The organism is Rhodanobacter humi, assembly GCF_041107455.1.
In the GTDB taxonomy this organism is placed as follows: Bacteria; Pseudomonadota; Gammaproteobacteria; order Xanthomonadales; family Rhodanobacteraceae; genus Rhodanobacter_A.
Genome location: NZ_JBGBPY010000001.1, coordinates 2,075,688 through 2,091,712 on the forward strand (window position 1 = coordinate 2,075,688; position 16,025 = coordinate 2,091,712).

Here is a 16,025-nt window from a genome sequence, read left to right on the forward strand (position 1 = left end):
GACGCACGTGCCCGTCATCTGCCCGCTCGGCTACGCTCGCAACACCGCGTCAGCCCGAGGAGGCGAGCCATGTCATCGACCGTGCGTCATCCCCTGTTGTCGATCGCTCCGGCCAAGCTGCGCCCGACCCAGTTGACCGTGGGCAAGGCCGAGGTTGCGGCCAAGCGTGCGCAATGGAAGGAGCTCGGCAGGAAGAAGCGCAAGGAACTGCTCGCCTCGCACTGGTTTCCCGGCGTGCTGGGGCCGAAGCAGCACGTCTACATCGTCGACCACCACCACCTCGGCCTCGCCTTGCTGGAGGAGGGCGTGAAGAGCGTGCCGGTGATGATCCAGCGCGATTTCTCCTGGCTGGTTCCTGAGGTGTTCTGGCGCACGATGGAGTTCAGCCGCTGGGCCCACCCCTACGACCAGCGCGGCAGCCGCGTCGACTACGTCGCGATCCCGACCGGCCTGGTCGGCCTGGCCGACGATCCCTACCGCACGCTTGCCGCGCGGGTGCGCATGGCCGGTGGTTGCGCCAAGGATGCGGAGCCTTATGCGGAATTCCTGTGGGCGGACTTCTACCGTCGACACCTGAAGCTGCCGGGCGGCAGGATCGGCGCGAAAGCGATGGAGCAGGCGCTGCTGCTCGCACACAGCCACGAGACGGCTTATCTGCCGGGCTGGAGCGGCACGATCGCATGAACGCGGCGCCGCCGGCCGCCCCTGCCACAGGGGGCGCGCATGGCGCCGACGTGCTGGCCGGCTTGTCGATCGCCGGCCTGCTGCTGCCCGAGGCGGTGGCGTACTCGGGGATTGCCGGCCTGCCGCCGCAGGCCGGCGTGATCGCGCTGTTCGTCGGCCTGGTCTGCTACGGCCTGCTCGGCCGTAGCCGCCACGCGATCGTCTCGGCCACTTCGTCCTCGGCGGCGGTGCTCGCCGCCGGCACGTTGGCGCTGGCCGGTCCGGAAGGTGCCGCGCGCGCCGCGGTGGCGGCCACCCTGGTGCTGCTCACCGGCGGCTGTTTCCTGGTCGCCGGCGTGGCCCGGCTCGGCGGGCTGTCGCACCTGATCGCGCGGCCGGTGCTGCGTGGCTTCACGTTCGGCCTGGCCTGCGTGATCGCGCTGAAGCAGCTGCCGAATCTCGGCGGCCTGCCGGGCCTGCACGGCGACTTCGTGCCGCTCTTGCTGGTGGACCTGCTGCGCTCGGCCGGCGGCGCCAATCCGGCTGCGCTGGGTGCCGGCGCGGTCGCGCTGCTGCTGCTGTTCCTTTCCGAGCGCGTGCGGCGCTTGCCGGGCAGCCTGCTGGTGATCGTGCTGGGCGTGGCCGCGTCCGGCTGGCTGGCACGGCACGGCGTGGCGTTGACCGGCGCGATCGATCTCGTCCCCGCCTGGACGCTCCCGGCGTGGCCCCGGCCCGACCAGTGGCTGCCCAGCGTGGAGCTGGCCGCGGCGGTGCTGCTGGTGCTGTATGCCGAATCCTACGGCTCGATCCGCGCGTTCGCCTTGAAGCATGGCGATCCGGTGCAACCCAATCGCGACCTGTTGGTGCTGGGCGTGGCGAACGCGCTGTCCGGGCTGCTGCACGGCATGCCGGTGGGTGCGGGCTATTCGGGCACCTCGGCGAACGACGCGGCCGGGGCGCGCTCGCGGCTGGCCGGGTTGGTGGCGGCGGCGACCGTGCTGCTGCTGGTGCTGTTGCTGCTGCACTGGATCGAGCGGATTCCCGAGCCGGTGCTGGCGGCGATCGTGATCCACGCGGTCAGCAAGTCGTGGCGGCTGTCGGTGTTCAAGCCCTACCTGCAGTGGCGGCGCGACCGTCTGGTGGCGCTGGCGGCGGTGATCGCGGTGCTGGCGCTGGGTATCCTCGACGGCCTGCTGGCGGCGATCGCCTTCAGCCTGGTGATGCTGATCCGCCAGCTGGCCACGCCGCGACTCAGCGAATTGGGGCGCTTGCCCGGCAGCCACGATTTCGTGGCCCTCGCCGAACATCCCGACGCGCGGTCGCCGGTCGGCCTGCTGATCCTGCGCCCGGAAGAGCCGTTGTTCTTCGCGAACGCGGAGAGCGTGCTGGCGCTGGCCCGGCAGCGGGTGGAACGCCGCGCGGATTGCCGCATCGTGGTGCTCAGCCTGGAGGAATCGCCGGACCTGGACGGCACGGCGCTGGAGGCGCTGGCGGATTTCGCGGCGTGGCTGGGCGGCCGGAACACGCCGCTGCGCGTGGCGCGGCTGAAGGATGGCGTGCGCGGGCTGCTGCTGCGCGCGGCGCTGCCCCAGCTTCCGCCACAGGCGCTGGACTACTGGAGCGTGGAAGATGCCGCCGGAGCGGCGGTTTCCGCGCCGCCATCGATGGAGACACCGCAACAGTGAAGATCACCAAGGGCATGCAGTGGCTGGTTTGGGGCGCGTTGTGCGTGGCCGTTCCGGCCTGGGCGGCGCAGGACGCCGATGCGCGGTTCCAGCAGATCTACGGCAGCGAATGGGCGTGGCGCACCGGCCAGTCCGGCATCAGCGCCTCGGGCGAATCGCAGCCGAACAACGGCCGCCTCGACGACGTGGACGCCGCCAGCCAGCAGCAGCGCCTCGACTACTGGCAGAAGGTGATGACCCGGCTCGACGCGATCGACGTCGGGCAGCTCACGCCGGAAAACCGGGTGAACTACGCGGTGTACCGCGAGCAGATCCGCAACTTCATCGCCGACCAGCAGTTCAAGCAGTGGCAGATGCCGTTCAACAGCGACTCCGCGTTCTGGAGCGACGTGGGCTACGAGCTGGGCGGCGACCGCCTGCGCACGCTGGCCGACTACCGCAAGTACCTCGACCGCCTCGGCCAGATCCCGCACTACTTCGAACAGCAGATAGCCAACATGCGGCTGGGCCTGCAGCGCGGCTTCAGCGTGCCACGCGAGGTGCTCAAGGGCCGCGACCGCTCGATTGCCGCAGTGGCGGATCTCACCGATCCCACGGCGTCGGGTTTCTACGCGCCGTTCAAGCAGATGTCCGCGACGATCCCCGCCGACCAGCAGCAGGCGCTGCGCGGCGAGGCGCAGCAGCGCATCCGCGACCAGGTGATCCCCGCCTATGCGAAGCTGCTGAAGTTCTTCGACGACGAATACGTGCCGCAGGCGCGCACCACACTGGCCGCCGAGGCGCTGCCCGACGGCAAGGCGTACTACCGCCAGCAGATCCGCGAATACACCACGCTGGACCTCTCGCCCGACCGGATCCACCAGATCGGCCTGGAGCAGGTGGCGAAGATCCACGCCGAGATGCTGGCCGTGATGAAAGAGACCGGCTTCAAGGGCAGTTTCGCCGACTTCCTGCACTACCTGCGCACCGACCCCCAGTTCTACGCGAAGACGCCGCAGGAGTTGCTGGACAAGACCGCCTGGGTGGCCAAGGAAGTGGACGGCAAGATGGGCAGGTTCTTCGGCCACCTGCCGCGCTCGCGCTTCACCATCGTCCCGGTGCCGGCCGATATCGCGCCGTACTACACCTCCGGCCGCGGCGGCGCGGACGCGTACCTGGTCAACACCTACGACCTGAAATCGCGCGCGCTGTACAACATGCCGGCGCTGACCCTGCACGAAAGCTATCCCGGCCATTCGCTGCAGCTGGAGCTGGCCGAGGAACAGCACAACCTGCCCGCGTTCCGCCGCAACGGCTACATCTCCGCCTACGGCGAAGGCTGGGGCCTGTACTCCGAATACCTCGGCAACGAGATGGGCATCTACCAGACGCCCTGGCAGCAGTTCGGCTACCTCACCTACCAGATGTGGCGTGCCTGCCGCCTGGTGGTCGACACCGGCATCCACCATCTCGGCTGGACGCGCCAGCAGGCGATCGACTACCTCACCGACAACACCGCGTTGAGCCCGCTGGAGATCGCCAACGAGGTGGACCGCTACATCAGCTGGCCCGGCCAGGCCGACAGCTACGAGCTGGGCTACCTCAAGATCCTCGAACTGCGCGCCAGGGCCGAAAAGGCGCTGGGCGAGAAATTCGACATCCGTGCCTTCCACGACACCGTGCTCTCCACCGGCTCGGTGCCGTTGCCGGTGCTGGAGGCGCGCATCGACAAGTTCATCAAGGAGGGCGGGCCGGAGCCGGATTACGGCTGCGATTGCGCGAAGGGCAAGAGTGCGCCGAACGCCCCCTGAAGCTGGCGCTGGCGATTTTGGACAAAACTGCCACTTTGCAGTAAATTGTCCATGTGCTTCACATGGAGAGTTTCGACATGAACGCACATGCCAGCCGCATCGCCGAAGCCGCATCACGCTACCCGCCCACTGACGCGGCGCTGACGGCGCCCGCGTTGCGCAGCTTCTTCCGCCTCGCCGAGCACTGGGACCTGCGCGTGGCCGAACAGCGCAAGCTGCTCGGCGATCCGCCCGAGTCCACGTTCTACAAGTGGAAGCGCGAGCAGGACGGCAGCCTGGGGCGCGACACGCTGGAGCGCATCAGCTACCTGCTCGGCATCTGGAAGGATCTGCAGATCCTGTTTCCCGATCCCGCGCAGGCGGATGCATGGCTGCGCAAGCCGAACACGGCGCCGCTGTTCGGCGGGCATTCGGCGCTGGAACGCATGCTGTCGGGCAACGTGGCCGACTTGTTCGTGGTGCGCCAGTACCTGGATGCTCAGCGCGGCTGAGGCGTTTCACACCGATCGTCGCAGCCGCCGATACCGCATGCGATGACGATGCCGGGCACATGCAGCAGCGGCCCCAGCCGCGACGGGAGCCCCGATGTCGACCGATCTTCCCCCACTCAAGCGCATCCGCTGGAACCAGGCCTTTCGCATCGTGCCCAGCCGCTTCCCGCCGGTGGGCGTATACGACCGCATCGCCGATCCGGCCGATCTCGACGCGGTATTCGCGATCGAAGCGCTGACCAACCCGCGCCTGCGCGAGGAAGCCGGTGCCTTGAAGCTGGTGCCGAAGGAACACCGCATCAGCGGTCCGGGCTCGACGCCGGTGATGGCTGCCTTCACACATTTGAATCCGGACGGCAGCCGCTTTTCGGATGGCACCTGGGGCGTGTTCTACGCCGCGCACACGGTGGCCACCGCGGTGGAAGAAACCGTCTATCACCGCGAGCATTTCCTCGCCGCCACCGCCGAACCGGCCTGCGACATCCAGATGCGCTGCTACCGCACGCGCATCGACAGCCGTCTGCACGACATTCGCGGTGGCTGGAGGAAGGAGCACGATCCGGACAGCTATGTGGCCAGCGTGAAACTGGCGCGCGTGTTGCGCGCCGCCGGTTCCAACGGCATCGTGTACGACAGCGTGCGCGATCCGTCCGGCGAATGCGTGGCCGCGTTCCATCCGGATGTCGTCGCACCCTGCGTGCAGGCGCAGCACCTGGTCTATCGCTGGGACGGCAAGCGCATCGCCAAAGTGCTGGAAGTGTCGGAACTCGCACGAAACACCCCACGGGAGGCGCGATGAAACGCTGGCTGATCCTGCTGTTCGCCCTGCTGCCGCTGTGCGCGTCTGCGCGCACGACCAGCGACCATGCGCAGTGGAATGCCGACATCGCGGCGTTCGAGCAGGCCGACCGCGTGCAACCGCCGCCTGCCGGCGCGGTGCTGTTCATCGGCAGCTCGTCGATCCGTTTCTGGAAGACGCTGGCGTCGGATTTCCCGGAAGTGCACACGATCAACCGCGGCTTCGGCGGCTCGGAGATTGCCGACAGCACGTACTTCGCCGATCGCATCGTGGCGCCGTATCACCCCCGCGCCATCGTGATGTACGCGGGCGACAACGACATCGAGGCCGGCAACAGCCCGCGGCAGGTGCGCGACGATTTCGCGGCCTTCGTGCGCAAGGCGCGCGCCGTCGACCCCGGCGTGCCGATCGCCTTCATCGCGATCAAGCCCAGCATGGCGCGCAAGGCGTTGCTGCCGAAGATCCGCGAGGCGAACGACCTGGTGCGCGACTACGCGGCGACGCAGAAACAGGTGGCGTACCTGGACGTGTTCACGCCGATGCTGGGCAAGGATGGCCAACCGCAGGCCCAGTGGTTCATCCAGGACGGCTTGCACATGAATCGCATGGGCTACGAGCTGTGGATCGGCATCGTGCGGCCGTGGGTGGATGCGCACGGGCGTTGATGTCGGGACTGCGTGGAGTCAGGCTGCGATTCCGCTTGGCAGGAAACGGGTTTCGAAGCGCGCATTCGCCCGAGGGAGACAGGCGACGATCCGTGCTCGCCGTGTGTCCGATCATTTGCCGGGCAAACGCGGGTGCCTGCTTCTTCATGGTGATGGATGCAGGCATCCGGCGTTTCGCGGTCCTTTAGTCGATCTTCCGCCAGACCGAGATCGGTACGTCGCCATTGGGGCGTGCTGTCACGCGATAGCTCAGCACGCCATCGCCGAGCTGATACTGCCGACGCTGCTCCTGTCCCTCCCAATTGGGGAAGGAAGCCCCCTGGATGTGGAAAACGAGGACACCGCGGTCCGGCTCGATGCGGAGCGTGCCGTAATGGGTGCTTGAACCCATCACGGCGGCCTTGTACTCGTCGGGCGTTCCCTTCGCCTTGTCACCGGCATGGAAGGCTTGCCGCTCGGTCTTGAAGATCTGCAACGAGTAGTGTCCCTGGCTGTCGATCATCAGCAGGCCCTTGGGCTGGGCACCGTAGTCGGATGCGCGCGAACCATCGGGGTGCTGGACGTCGGCCGCCACTAGGGTCCAGGTGCCGGCAAGCGACGAGGCTCCGTGCGCCGAGCCGGCGAAGGCGGCGGACGTCCAGAGCAGGCATGCCGAGAGGAGTGCAGCCATGGCGTGGCGGATGGCGGCTGTATGGACGTTCATGCGGTAAGTCCCCGGGATTGGAGTGGTGCACGCGCATGGCTGCACGGGTCACCGAATGCTAGGCTCGGGATACGCTGAAGAAAATCCGATAATTCAGAATCATTCCATCGGAAAAACGAAAGCAATGTCCTTGCCGAACCTGGATATGGACGCCTTGCGGACCCTGGTGGCGATCCTGCAACTGGGAAGCCTGGGGCGTGCGGCGGAGAAGATAGGCCGCTCGCAATCGGCGGCGAGCCAGCAGATCAAGAAGCTGGAAAGCCAGCTCGGCCAGCCCCTGTTTCGCAAGCGGGGGCGCAGCATGGTGCTGACGGAAACCGGCGAGCTGGTGCACTCCTATGCGCGCCGCATGCTTGAGCTCAATGACGAAGCTGTCCGCAGCGTGGCCGGCATGTCGGTGGAAGGCGTCGTGCGTTTCGGCCTGCCGGGCGATTTTGCGGAGACTTGGCTGCCCGCGGCCTTGGGCCAGTTCAAGCGGGCCCACCCGGCGGTGCGGGTGGATGTCGAAGTGGAGCGCAATGGGGTCTTGCTGGAACGCCTCGATCGCGGTGAATTCGACCTCGTGCTTGCGATGGGCCATGGCAGCCGCGCGGATGCCAGGCGTGTGGCCACGCTGCCCATGACGTGGATAGGGCCCGCGGGCACGGATGCGGTCGTGAAAGCCGGCGTCCCGCTCGATCTCGCGCTCTACAACCCGCCCTGTTTCTTCCGTCGCGCAGGCATCGAGGCGCTCGACCATGCCTCGATGCCCTGGCGGCTGGCCTACGCCACGGCAAGCCTGCAGAGCCTGTGGGCGGGCGTGGCGGCAGGCCTCGGCATCACGCTGCGCACGACGGCCGGCATACCGCCCTCGCTCGTGCGGCTCGACGAGAGGCATGGCTTGCCGCCGCTTCCCGTCGTCGAACTCTGCCTGCACGCAGCGCAGCACACGGCGAATCCCGCGTCAGGCCAGCTCGAGCGTGTGGTGATCGACCACGCCATCGGCAACCTGGGGCTGTAGGAAGGTTCTGGCGTCATCACGGCTACGCGATGACGCCTCACGCGATATGCAGCCCACCGCTTGCGAGTGCTTCCTGCGCGTTGTGCTCCCCCAGCGCCCAAGCGTCGAGCACGGTGGCGCGAGCGGTGCAGTCGAGCATGCTCACCGGGATACGTGTGCTGGGTTGCCAGTAGTTGCGTCCGTTGGCACGGAATATGGCAGGCAACTTCGGATAGTGGCGGGTCAACAATACAAGCGTGCGCGCTTTCTCGCTGTCGGTTTGCGATGGCAACGGCGCGTTGTCCGTGTAGCCGCCATCGAAGGCGTATTCGCCGTCGATGCGTCGCGCTGGGATGAACGGCAGCGCAGCACCCGCCGCGGCCAGCAGTATGCGCGCCTCGTCGAGACTGGTGCAGTCGCGCAGCTCGCGGAATTCCTGTCGCAGGCCAAGTCGGCGCGGCAGCTCGGGATGCAGCGGCCCACGCAGGAACTTGTCCACGAAATAGGCCAGCGTGGCGATGCCGATGGAGCCGCGCAGTCCCAGCCGGCGCGCCGGTCGGGTAATCGCCACCTGCAGGCGATGCTTCGACTGCCGCAGCGCCTGAAAATGTTCGGCATCGACGAAACTGGCCAGCCATGCCGGGTAGATGTGGCGGTGCGCGTAGTGCAGTCGCCCGCGCAACAGGCTGCGCCATTCGAACATGCGGGTACGGTCGGCATACAAACGCTGGCAAGCCGCAAGCGCGGCTTGTGGCCCGGCAGTAAGGAAGGCCGCGGCCACGGCGGCGCCGCCGCTGGTGCCCACCAGTTGCATGGGTAATCGCCAGTGCTGCGCCAACAGGTGCGAGATCGCGCCGGCTTGCCACCAGCAGCGGTTGCCGCCGCCGGCGAAGATCAGGGTATCGATGCCGGCAAGATCGAGGCTGGCGAGCGATTCGATGAGCATGGCTTCCTTGCGTGCTGAGTGGGATGAATCCACGCATGGAGGCGACTGCAGCTCGACGCAAGACCGTGACACGAAAAAGCCGGCGCGAGGCCGGCTTGATTCGTATCGGGCGTGGTAGCGCTCAGGTATCCGCGCCGCCGGCAAACCCTTCGCGCGTACCACGATGGAACACGCGGTCCCCCTCCAGCACATCGGCCGCCGCATGCGCGGGCTCGGCCTTGAGCTTCGCGTAGATCGGCGTGAAGTCCGGATGCGTCGCCTCGAACAGCTGCTCGAAGCTGTCGATCACGAAGTAGGTCTGCTGGTAGGTGTCGATGCGGTAGCGCGTGCTCATCACGCGTTCGAGGCCGAAGCCGATGCGGTTCGGCGCGGGCGAATCGAGGCAGTAGATCGACTCACCCTTGGAACTGACGATGCCGGCGCCGTAGATGCGCATGCCTTCACCGGTGTGGATCAGGCCGAACTCCACCGTGTACCAGTACAGGCGCGTGAGGTTCATCAGCGCTTCGGGGCCGATGCCGAACGCCTTCATGCCGCCGCGGCCGTAGGCCTGCATGTAGTCGGCGAACACCGGGTTGAGCAGCAGCGGCACGTGGCCGAACAGGTCGTGGAACAGGTCCGGCTCGCTCAAGTAGTCGAGCTGCTCGGGCTTGCGGATCCACCAGCTCACCGGGAAGCGGCGGTTGGCGAGGTGGTCGAAGAACACCTCGTCCGGCAGCAGGCCTTCCACCGCCACCAGCTCCCAGCCGGTGGCCTTGGCCAGCACCTTGTTCAAGTCGGCGAACTTCGGAATGCCGCCGTCGCCGAGGCCGAAGCGTTCCACGCCGGCCATGAACTCCTCGCAGGCGCGCCCGGGCAGCAGCTCGCGCTGGCGCTTGTACAAGGTGTCCCACACCTCGTGGTCGGTGCGGCTGTAGCCGGACCACGGTTGCTCGACCACGCCCGTCGCGTAGACCGGGATGTAGCCGCGGTCGGTCTGCTGGTGTTCGACCTTGCGGGGCGTGGTGTTTTCCATGGCGGGCTCCGGGGCTGGACGGGGTTCCGGCCGGCGCCGGAATGACCAACCAGAGCATACGGCAAACCCGCCGCACGAAGCTTGCAATGTTGCGCGCGCCCAGGGTTTGGACGCAATATTCGTGCTTGGATTGGATGATATGTCGAGGTATCGTGCATGACCGCGCTGGACCGCATCGACCTGCACCTGCTCGCCGTGCTGCAGACCGAGGGCCGCATCACCAATGCCGAGCTGGCCGAACGGGTGAACCTGTCGCCCTCGGCCTGCCTGCGCCGGCTGCAACGGCTGGAGGCGGATCAGGTGGTTACCGGCTACGCCGCCCAGGTCGACCCGCTGGCGGTGGGCCTGGGCCTGCAGGCTTTCGTGCGCGTGCAGCTGGTGAAGCACGAGGCCGAGGTGATCGAGCGCTTCGTGGAGCGCGTCAACGGCTGGGACGAGGTGGTGGCCTGCCACGCGCTCACCGGCGACATGGACTACCTGCTGCACGTCTACGTGGCCGACCTCGCGGATTTCTCGCGCTTCCTGCTCGACCGCCTGCTCAATGCCGCCGGCGTGGCCGACGTCAACTCCAGCTTCGTGCTGCGCACGGTAAAGCGTTCGCCTTCGCTGCCGCTGCCGCGCGCGGAAAATCCGCCGTCGTCGCCCAAGAGCCTGTTCAATGTCTCCACGTAGCCCGCGTTGCCTTGCCGTGGCCGTCAGGTGGTGGCGCGTGGCGCAGCGCCTGCCTGGCTGGCAGGTCAAGCCGCGCGCTGCCGCCTGGCGGCCACGGCAAGGCAACCCGAAGGGCCGGGTCTGTTTGCCCCCATGCCGGCGTCATCACTCGGTCGTGGACGGACGTCCACTTCCTCGTTCTTCCTTGGCCTGCGCGCAAACAGCTCCCGGCGCGGGCTACGCGGAGACTTTGAACAGGCTCTAACGTTGCGGGCAACAGACGCTAGACTAACGGGCTGATGGACACCGCCACCGCCTCCCCGCCGATCCGCGACCACCTGCGTCCGCTGCGCTACCTGTGGCGCGTGCCGCTGCTGCTGCTGCATGCCGTGCTCGCGATCATGCTGGCCGCGTTCGTGATGAGCTGGAACCGCAACCGCGTGATGCGCGACGGTCGCGAACCGTTTTCGCATCGGCTGGTGCGTTGGTGGTCGGTTGCGCTGATGCGCATCTTCGGTCTGCGCGCGGTGCGCGTCGGCGAGCCGCTGGCCGATCCGGTGCTGTTCGTGGCGAACCACACCTCGTGGATCGACATCGAGCTGCTGCACTCGCAGCGCGCGGCCTGCTTCGTGGCCAAGGCGGAGATCGCGCACTGGCCGCTGGTGGGCTGGCTGGCGGCCAGCGGCGGCACGATCTTCCATCGCCGTGGCAGCAACCACTCGCTCGCCGCGGTGATGCAGGTGATGGTGGAGCGCCTGCGCGCCGGCCGTTCGGTGGCGGTGTTCCCCGAGGGCGGCACCGGCCATGATGGTGTGCTCAAGGTGTTCCACGCGCGCATCTTCCAGGCTGCGCTGGACGCCGAGGTCGCCGTGCAGCCGGTGGCGCTGCGCTTCGTGCGCGACGGCCGTCGCGTGGTCGACGCCGGTTTCCGCGAGCACGAGAACTTCCTGCAGAACTTCCTGCGCCTGCTCGGCGGCCCGTCGATGGATGCCGAGGTGCATTTCCTGCAGCCGGTGCCGGCCAGTCCCGACGCGCGTCGCCGCATGGCCGAGCTGTCGCGCGAGCGCATCGCCGCGGCCCTGGAAAATGCCGCGCAGGAGCCGTGCGTCGCATGAGCCTGCCGTGCGGAAAGGATTTCCGTCCGTCCTGGCCGCTCACCAGCGGGCATCTGCAGACCATGCTCTCCTCCAGCGGAGTGCGCCGCCTGCTGCTGCCGCGCGCCGCGCGCATGGTGCAGGAAGGCGCCGAGCCGGTGATGGTGGACGGCGGCGGCGGCGTGCGCCTCACCGGCGCATTCACCGCGCAGAAGACGCGCCCGCAGCCGCGCGGCCTCGCCGTGCTGTTCCACGGCTGGGAAGGCAGCGTCGATTCCACCTACGTGCTGCAGACCGGCAGCCGCCTGCTCGCCGACGGCTGGGACATCTTCCGCCTCAACTTCCGCGACCACGGCGACAGCCACGGCCTCAACGAGGCGCTGTTCCACTCCTGCCGCATCGACGAGGTGGTACACGCGCTGGGCGACATCGCCGCGCGCTGGCCGGCGCGTCCGCTGGCGCTGGCCGGCTTCTCGCTGGGCGGCAACTTCGCGCTGCGCGCGGCGTTGCAGACCTCGCGCGTGGGCATCCCGCTCGCCTACGCGCTGGCGGTGTGCCCGATCATCGATCCCGCCGAAGGCCTGTTCTCGCTGGAGGAAGCGGCGCCCTGGTTCTACCAGGCCTATTTCATGCACAAGTGGCGGCACTCGCTGCTGGCCAAGCAGAAGGCGTTCCCGCAGCACCGGTACTTCGAGATGTCGGAGCTGAAGCAGGATCTGCGCGGGCTCACCGAATCGCTGGTGCGGCGGCATACCGACTTCGGTTCGCTGCAGCAGTACCTGGACGGCTATTCGGTGGCCGCCGACGCGCTGATGGCGATGCAGGTCCCCGCCACCATCCTCACTGCGCGCGACGATCCGGTGATCCCGGTGGGCGCGTTCGAGCAGCTGCGCCTGCCGCCGAACGTGGAACTGGACATCGCCGAGCACGGCGGCCACTGCGGCTTCATCCGCGGCCGCGACATGACCAGCTTCACCGACGACTACATCGCGGCGCGCTTCAACGCGCTGGCGGACGAAACCCCGGGCGGATGACGCCGGATTTCAGCGCTCGCGCAACGGATCGAGCAGGCGCTTCAGTCCGTTGTGGTCGATCTCCAGCATCAACGCGAGCAGGCGGCCGAGTTCGCCGGGCGGAAAACCCTGGCGCGCGAACCACGCGAGGTAGGCGCCGGGCAGGTCCGCGATCAGGTGGCCCTGGTATTTGCCGAACGGCATGCGCACGGTCACCAGGCGCCGGAGGATCTCGGGTTCCGTCGATGATCCCGCGAGTTCAACCACTGTCTGAGGTGTCCGGAGAAAGCATGCCGCGGACGACCGCTTCGAGCGGTGGCAGCTGATCCCGTACCACGGCCTGCACCGTCTTTGCGTCGATGTTGCCCAGATAGTTGTGCACGAGAATGTTGCGGAAGCCGCCGATCTGCGTCCACGGGATATTCCGGTGGGGAGCCTTGAGTTCGTCGGGCAGCCGCTGGGTGGCTTCGGACAGGGTCTGCAGGTTGCGCAAGGTCGCGTCGTAGAGCACCTCATCCCGTGTCAGGTCGCCGCGTTGCTGGATGCGCCGAATCTTCTCGATGGCGTCGAGGATGTGATGCGCGTAAGCCCGCCAGTCCCGACTCACAGCTCCACCGCTTCGTTCAGCACGGTGGCGCGGATGTGGCGGTTGAGTTCGTGCTCGGGAACGAGGTCGAGCGAACGACCGGTGATCTCCGACAGGCGTTCGGCAAGCGGCAGGCGCTGCGCGAACAGGTCGTAGCCACGAGGAAAGTCCACCAGGAAATCGATGTCGCTGTCCGGCCGTTCCTCGCCGCGGGCCACTGAGCCGAACACGCGGATGCGCTGCGCGCCGTACTGGTGGCACGCGGCAAGGATGGCGTCCTTTTGTCCGCGCAGATCGTCGAGCAACTTGCTCATGGCTACATCGCGAATGCTTGGGTGGTCGTTGCGGTACTCGACTGCAGTTTAGTCCGAAGCATTCTCGTGGGTAAGCGCATCGTGCCGATGGCAGCCGGTCTGGCCTGTGCATCGGCTCCGTGATCAGTATAGGCTTGACCCTTTCGTCGATCTGGAGCTTGAGCATGCGCTTCGTATCGTCTCTGTTGCCGAGCATCTTGCTGATGCTGCTTGCCGCGCCCGCGTTCGGCGCGGTCCATCTGGACCGGCTGACGCTGCCGAAAGGCTTCCACATCGCGGTGTATTCCGACCAGGTGCCGAATGCGCGCGAGATCGCGCTGGGCGCGAAGGGCACGGTGTTCGTGGGCTCGATGGACGCGGGCAAGGTCTACGCGCTCACCGACACGAAACACGACGGCCATGCCGACAAGGTGCGCGTGCTCGCCAGCGGGCTGGAGATGCCGGTGGGCGTGGCCTTCCGCGACGGCAACCTCTACATCTCGGCGGTGAGCCGCATCGTCGTGCTGCGCGACATCGAGAACCACCTCGACGATCCGCCCAAGCCGGAACTCGTCACCGACAAGCTGCCCAGCGAAAGGCACCACGGCTGGCGCTTTATCGCGTTCGGCCCGGACGGCAAGCTCTACGTGCCGATCGGCGCACCCTGCAACGTGTGCGACAAGGGCAACGCGTTCGCCAAGCTCACTCGCATGAATGCCGACGGCAGCGATGCGCAGGACGTGGCCTACGGCATCCGCAACACCGTGGGCTTCGACTGGCGCCCCGGCTCGCACCAGCTGTGGTTCACCGACAACGGCCGCGACATGCTGGGCGACGACATCCCCAGCGACGAGTTGAACCGGCTCTCGCGTGTCGGCGAACACTTCGGGTTTCCCTATTGCCACGAAGGCGACATCCTCGACCCCGAATTCGGCAAGGGCCACCGCTGCAAGGACTACACGCCGCCGGTGCTGAAGCTGGGCGCGCACGTGGCCTCGCTGGGCATGCGTTTCTACGCGGGCCGCATGTTCCCGGCCGGCTACCGGGGCGCAATCCTGGTCGCCGAGCACGGCTCGTGGAACCGCACGAAGAAATCCGGCTACCGCGTGATGACGGTGCGGCTCGACGGCAACAAGGTGGCCAGCTACCAGCCGCTGATCACCGGCTTCGAGCAGGACGAGAAGGCCTGGGGCCGCCCGGTCGACGTGCAGCCGTTGCCGGATGGCAGCGTGCTGGTGAGCGACGATCTGGCGGGGGCGGTGTATCGGGTGACGTACCAACCGTAATAGCCCGTCATCCCCATCGGATCAGAGGAACGCCCCATGCAACTGCGCAGCGACAACTTCGCCGACGGCCAGCCCATCCCCGCCGCCAACGCCTTCGGCAAGCCCGGCGCCCCGGTGGCGCTGTCGGACAATCGCAGCCCGCATCTGGCGTGGCGCGATGCGCCGGAAGGCACGCGTTCCTTCGTGCTCACCTGCATCGACGTCGACGTGCCCAGTCGTGGCGACGACGTGAACAAGGAAGGGCGCGTCGTGCCCGCGGACCTGCCGCGGGTGGAGTTCGTGCACTGGCTGATGGCGAACATTCCCGCCGAATGCGGCGAGTTCGACGAGGGCGCGTGCTGCGACGGCATCACGCCGCGCGGCAAGCGCGATCCGCTGGGGCCGCCGGGCAGCGTGCAGGGGTTGAACGACTACACCGGCTGGTTCGCGGGCGACGCCGGGATGGGCGGCGACTACCTTGGTTACGACGGCCCGTGCCCGCCGTGGAACGACAGCCTCGTGCACCATTACCACTTCCGCATCCACGCGCTGGACGCGGCTAAGCTGGAACTGTCGCGCGGCTTCACGCTGGCCGAACTGCGCACGGCGATGCGCGGCCATGTGCTGGCGGAAGCGGAACTGGTGGGCACCTACGCGATCCGTCCCGCTTCCGCGACGTGACGGCGAATGTGCAGGTGGCGTGCACGCACGCGCGCCCCTTCACGCGCAGATGGCGGCCAATGTGGATGAATGACTGCACGCGGCCACGCACGTCGTGGTCGGCATTCGTTCAAGAGGGCAACGCCATGCTTCACTACGCACTGGTATTCCTGATCGTCGCCATCATCGCCGCGGTGCTCGGCTTCGGCGGCATTGCAGGCGCGGCGGCCGGGATGGCGAAGATCCTGTTCGTCGTGTTCCTGGTCCTGGCGATCATCTCGTTCCTGCGCCGCGCGAAGTGAGGCGTGGCGCAGCGCCCGGCGAACCGGCATTCTTCCGCATGAGCTACATGGAGACAGCATGAACAAGCAGGCAGCAACGACCGAAAACGACACGCCCAGTCGCATCGACGAAGGCGCCGAGCGCGTCAAGCAGGCCACCTCCAGCGCGGTCGCCGGCACCAAGGAGGCGGTGGGGCGCGCCGCGGACCACGTCGAGGAAAGCCTGCACCGCGCCACCGACAAGGTCGCCGCCGGTGCGCATCGTGCCAGCGACAAGCTCGACGAGGCAGGCGAACGCGGCCGTGCCGCCTACGACGCCACGATGGATCGCGCCGACGAGTGGCTGGAGCAGGTGCGCGACTACGTGCGCGAGAAGCCGGTGCAGTCGATGGCGATCGCGCTGGGCGCGGGCTGGCTGCTCGGCCGCCTGCTCAGGCGCTGATCGC

The 16,025-nt window shown here is 67.5% G+C and carries 20 protein-coding genes; 14 read left to right on the forward strand and 6 right to left on the reverse strand.

The features are described from left to right. The first annotated feature begins 69 nt into the window (after window positions 1-69). From AB7878_RS09135 to AB7878_RS09160, 6 genes are all read left to right on the forward strand, one after another. A complete protein-coding gene (locus AB7878_RS09135) occupies window positions 70-684 on the forward strand; it encodes a ParB-like protein (RefSeq protein WP_369494062.1) in 615 nt (204 codons plus the stop codon). After that, window positions 681-2,348: a SulP family inorganic anion transporter gene (locus AB7878_RS09140; RefSeq protein ID WP_369494063.1), complete on the forward strand. Its 1,668-nt coding sequence runs from the start codon at window positions 681-683 to the stop codon at window positions 2,346-2,348. The genes AB7878_RS09135 and AB7878_RS09140 overlap by 4 nt, the downstream gene beginning before the upstream one ends. Window positions 2,349-2,362: 14 nt before the next feature. After that, window positions 2,363-4,138 (forward strand): DUF885 domain-containing protein, encoded by a 1,776-nt coding sequence (locus AB7878_RS09145; RefSeq protein WP_369495746.1) that lies wholly within the window; start codon window positions 2,363-2,365, stop codon window positions 4,136-4,138. Between the two features lie 77 nt (window positions 4,139-4,215). Further along, on the forward strand, window positions 4,216-4,629 hold the full coding sequence (locus AB7878_RS09150; protein WP_369494064.1) for an MbcA/ParS/Xre antitoxin family protein: 414 nt from the start codon (window positions 4,216-4,218) through the stop codon (window positions 4,627-4,629). Between the two features lie 94 nt (window positions 4,630-4,723). After that, the gene (locus AB7878_RS09155) at window positions 4,724-5,428 is read left to right on the forward strand and encodes an RES family NAD+ phosphorylase (protein WP_369494065.1); all 705 of its coding nucleotides are present in this window, start codon (window positions 4,724-4,726) and stop codon (window positions 5,426-5,428) included. Then, window positions 5,425-6,093, forward strand: a complete 669-nt coding sequence (locus AB7878_RS09160; RefSeq protein WP_369494066.1) for an SGNH/GDSL hydrolase family protein — start codon at window positions 5,425-5,427, stop codon at window positions 6,091-6,093. Before AB7878_RS09155 ends, AB7878_RS09160 begins: the two co-directional genes overlap by 4 nt. Window positions 6,094-6,277: 184 nt before the next feature. On the opposite strand, the gene AB7878_RS09165 is transcribed toward AB7878_RS09160, so the two are convergent. After that, window positions 6,278-6,796 carry a lipocalin-like domain-containing protein gene (locus tag AB7878_RS09165; protein WP_369494067.1) on the reverse strand — a complete coding sequence of 173 codons (519 nt, stop codon included), beginning with the start codon at window positions 6,794-6,796 and terminating at the stop codon, window positions 6,278-6,280. Window positions 6,797-6,920: 124 nt separating this feature from the next. Here AB7878_RS09165 and AB7878_RS09170 point away from each other — a divergent pair, with 124 nt between their 5' ends. Then, window positions 6,921-7,796 (forward strand): LysR substrate-binding domain-containing protein, encoded by an 876-nt coding sequence (locus tag AB7878_RS09170; protein WP_369494068.1) that lies wholly within the window; start codon window positions 6,921-6,923, stop codon window positions 7,794-7,796. 37 nt (window positions 7,797-7,833) lie between these two features. Here the strand turns inward: AB7878_RS09170 and AB7878_RS09175 are convergent, their stop codons facing one another. Together AB7878_RS09175 and phhA are read right to left on the reverse strand one after the other, a co-directional pair. After that, entirely contained in the window at window positions 7,834-8,721 is an 888-nt protein-coding gene (locus AB7878_RS09175; RefSeq protein ID WP_369494069.1) for a patatin-like phospholipase family protein, read from the reverse strand. A 121-nt stretch (window positions 8,722-8,842) separates the two neighbouring features. Next, window positions 8,843-9,736: a phenylalanine 4-monooxygenase gene (gene phhA / locus AB7878_RS09180; RefSeq protein ID WP_369494070.1), complete on the reverse strand. Its 894-nt coding sequence runs from the start codon at window positions 9,734-9,736 to the stop codon at window positions 8,843-8,845. Between the two features lie 156 nt (window positions 9,737-9,892). Here phhA and AB7878_RS09185 point away from each other — a divergent pair, with 156 nt between their 5' ends. From AB7878_RS09185 to AB7878_RS09195, 3 genes are all read left to right on the forward strand, one after another. Continuing rightward, window positions 9,893-10,408 (forward strand): Lrp/AsnC family transcriptional regulator, encoded by a 516-nt coding sequence (locus tag AB7878_RS09185; RefSeq protein WP_369494071.1) that lies wholly within the window; start codon window positions 9,893-9,895, stop codon window positions 10,406-10,408. 278 nt (window positions 10,409-10,686) lie between these two features. Further along, window positions 10,687-11,502, forward strand: coding sequence for a lysophospholipid acyltransferase family protein (locus tag AB7878_RS09190; RefSeq protein WP_369494072.1), 816 nt, complete (start codon window positions 10,687-10,689; stop codon window positions 11,500-11,502). After that, a complete protein-coding gene (locus AB7878_RS09195) occupies window positions 11,499-12,515 on the forward strand; it encodes a YheT family hydrolase (protein ID WP_369494073.1) in 1,017 nt (338 codons plus the stop codon). The genes AB7878_RS09190 and AB7878_RS09195 overlap by 4 nt, the downstream gene beginning before the upstream one ends. A 9-nt stretch (window positions 12,516-12,524) precedes the next feature. Here AB7878_RS09195 and AB7878_RS09200 read toward each other — a convergent pair whose 3' ends face one another. From AB7878_RS09200 to AB7878_RS09210, 3 genes are read right to left on the reverse strand one after another with little or no spacing between them, the layout of a single operon-like run. Next, on the reverse strand, window positions 12,525-12,761 hold the full coding sequence (locus tag AB7878_RS09200) for a DUF3820 family protein (RefSeq protein WP_439653779.1): 237 nt from the start codon (window positions 12,759-12,761) through the stop codon (window positions 12,525-12,527). Next, a complete protein-coding gene (locus tag AB7878_RS09205; protein WP_369494074.1) occupies window positions 12,754-13,101 on the reverse strand; it encodes a HepT-like ribonuclease domain-containing protein in 348 nt (115 codons plus the stop codon). Before AB7878_RS09205 ends, AB7878_RS09200 begins: the two co-directional genes overlap by 8 nt. Further along, window positions 13,098-13,394, reverse strand: coding sequence for a nucleotidyltransferase family protein (locus AB7878_RS09210; protein ID WP_369494075.1), 297 nt, complete (start codon window positions 13,392-13,394; stop codon window positions 13,098-13,100). The genes AB7878_RS09205 and AB7878_RS09210 overlap by 4 nt, the downstream gene beginning before the upstream one ends. 164 nt (window positions 13,395-13,558) lie before the next feature. On the opposite strand from AB7878_RS09210, the gene AB7878_RS09215 reads away from it, so the two are divergent. The 4 genes from AB7878_RS09215 to AB7878_RS09230 all read left to right on the forward strand — a co-directional run bounded on the left by AB7878_RS09215 (window position 13,559) and on the right by AB7878_RS09230 (window position 16,021). Continuing rightward, window positions 13,559-14,659, forward strand: coding sequence for a PQQ-dependent sugar dehydrogenase (locus tag AB7878_RS09215; RefSeq protein WP_369494076.1), 1,101 nt, complete (start codon window positions 13,559-13,561; stop codon window positions 14,657-14,659). 36 nt (window positions 14,660-14,695) lie between these two features. Continuing rightward, window positions 14,696-15,319, forward strand: coding sequence for a YbhB/YbcL family Raf kinase inhibitor-like protein (locus tag AB7878_RS09220; protein WP_369494077.1), 624 nt, complete (start codon window positions 14,696-14,698; stop codon window positions 15,317-15,319). A 125-nt stretch (window positions 15,320-15,444) separates the two neighbouring features. Next, window positions 15,445-15,600 carry a DUF1328 domain-containing protein gene (locus AB7878_RS09225; protein ID WP_369494078.1) on the forward strand — a complete coding sequence of 52 codons (156 nt, stop codon included), beginning with the start codon at window positions 15,445-15,447 and terminating at the stop codon, window positions 15,598-15,600. 58 nt (window positions 15,601-15,658) lie between these two features. After that, window positions 15,659-16,021 carry an ElaB/YgaM/YqjD family protein gene (locus AB7878_RS09230; protein ID WP_369494079.1) on the forward strand — a complete coding sequence of 121 codons (363 nt, stop codon included), beginning with the start codon at window positions 15,659-15,661 and terminating at the stop codon, window positions 16,019-16,021. Window positions 16,022-16,025: the final 4 nt, after the last annotated feature.

What these genes read in the sequence shown, in the direction of transcription:
- AB7878_RS09175 (WP_369494069.1), bottom strand. Translation starts at nt 8,721, where the DNA reads ATGCTCATCGAATCGCTCGCCAGCCTCGATCTTGCCGGCATCGATACC.
- AB7878_RS09210 (WP_369494075.1), bottom strand. Translation starts at nt 13,394, where the DNA reads ATGAGCAAGTTGCTCGACGATCTGCGCGGACAAAAGGACGCCATCCTT.
- AB7878_RS09165 (WP_369494067.1), bottom strand. Translation starts at nt 6,796, where the DNA reads ATGAACGTCCATACAGCCGCCATCCGCCACGCCATGGCTGCACTCCTC.
- phhA (WP_369494070.1), bottom strand. Translation starts at nt 9,736, where the DNA reads ATGGAAAACACCACGCCCCGCAAGGTCGAACACCAGCAGACCGACCGC.
- AB7878_RS09195 (WP_369494073.1), top strand. Translation starts at nt 11,499, where the DNA reads ATGAGCCTGCCGTGCGGAAAGGATTTCCGTCCGTCCTGGCCGCTCACC.
- AB7878_RS09215 (WP_369494076.1), top strand. Translation starts at nt 13,559, where the DNA reads ATGCGCTTCGTATCGTCTCTGTTGCCGAGCATCTTGCTGATGCTGCTT.
- AB7878_RS09190 (WP_369494072.1), top strand. Translation starts at nt 10,687, where the DNA reads ATGGACACCGCCACCGCCTCCCCGCCGATCCGCGACCACCTGCGTCCG.
- AB7878_RS09185 (WP_369494071.1), top strand. Translation starts at nt 9,893, where the DNA reads ATGACCGCGCTGGACCGCATCGACCTGCACCTGCTCGCCGTGCTGCAG.
- AB7878_RS09230 (WP_369494079.1), top strand. Translation starts at nt 15,659, where the DNA reads ATGAACAAGCAGGCAGCAACGACCGAAAACGACACGCCCAGTCGCATC.
- AB7878_RS09145 (WP_369495746.1), top strand. Translation starts at nt 2,363, where the DNA reads ATGCAGTGGCTGGTTTGGGGCGCGTTGTGCGTGGCCGTTCCGGCCTGG.
- AB7878_RS09135 (WP_369494062.1), top strand. Translation starts at nt 70, where the DNA reads ATGTCATCGACCGTGCGTCATCCCCTGTTGTCGATCGCTCCGGCCAAG.
- AB7878_RS09225 (WP_369494078.1), top strand. Translation starts at nt 15,445, where the DNA reads ATGCTTCACTACGCACTGGTATTCCTGATCGTCGCCATCATCGCCGCG.
- AB7878_RS09140 (WP_369494063.1), top strand. Translation starts at nt 681, where the DNA reads ATGAACGCGGCGCCGCCGGCCGCCCCTGCCACAGGGGGCGCGCATGGC.
- AB7878_RS09170 (WP_369494068.1), top strand. Translation starts at nt 6,921, where the DNA reads ATGTCCTTGCCGAACCTGGATATGGACGCCTTGCGGACCCTGGTGGCG.
- AB7878_RS09220 (WP_369494077.1), top strand. Translation starts at nt 14,696, where the DNA reads ATGCAACTGCGCAGCGACAACTTCGCCGACGGCCAGCCCATCCCCGCC.
- AB7878_RS09150 (WP_369494064.1), top strand. Translation starts at nt 4,216, where the DNA reads ATGAACGCACATGCCAGCCGCATCGCCGAAGCCGCATCACGCTACCCG.
- AB7878_RS09155 (WP_369494065.1), top strand. Translation starts at nt 4,724, where the DNA reads ATGTCGACCGATCTTCCCCCACTCAAGCGCATCCGCTGGAACCAGGCC.
- AB7878_RS09160 (WP_369494066.1), top strand. Translation starts at nt 5,425, where the DNA reads ATGAAACGCTGGCTGATCCTGCTGTTCGCCCTGCTGCCGCTGTGCGCG.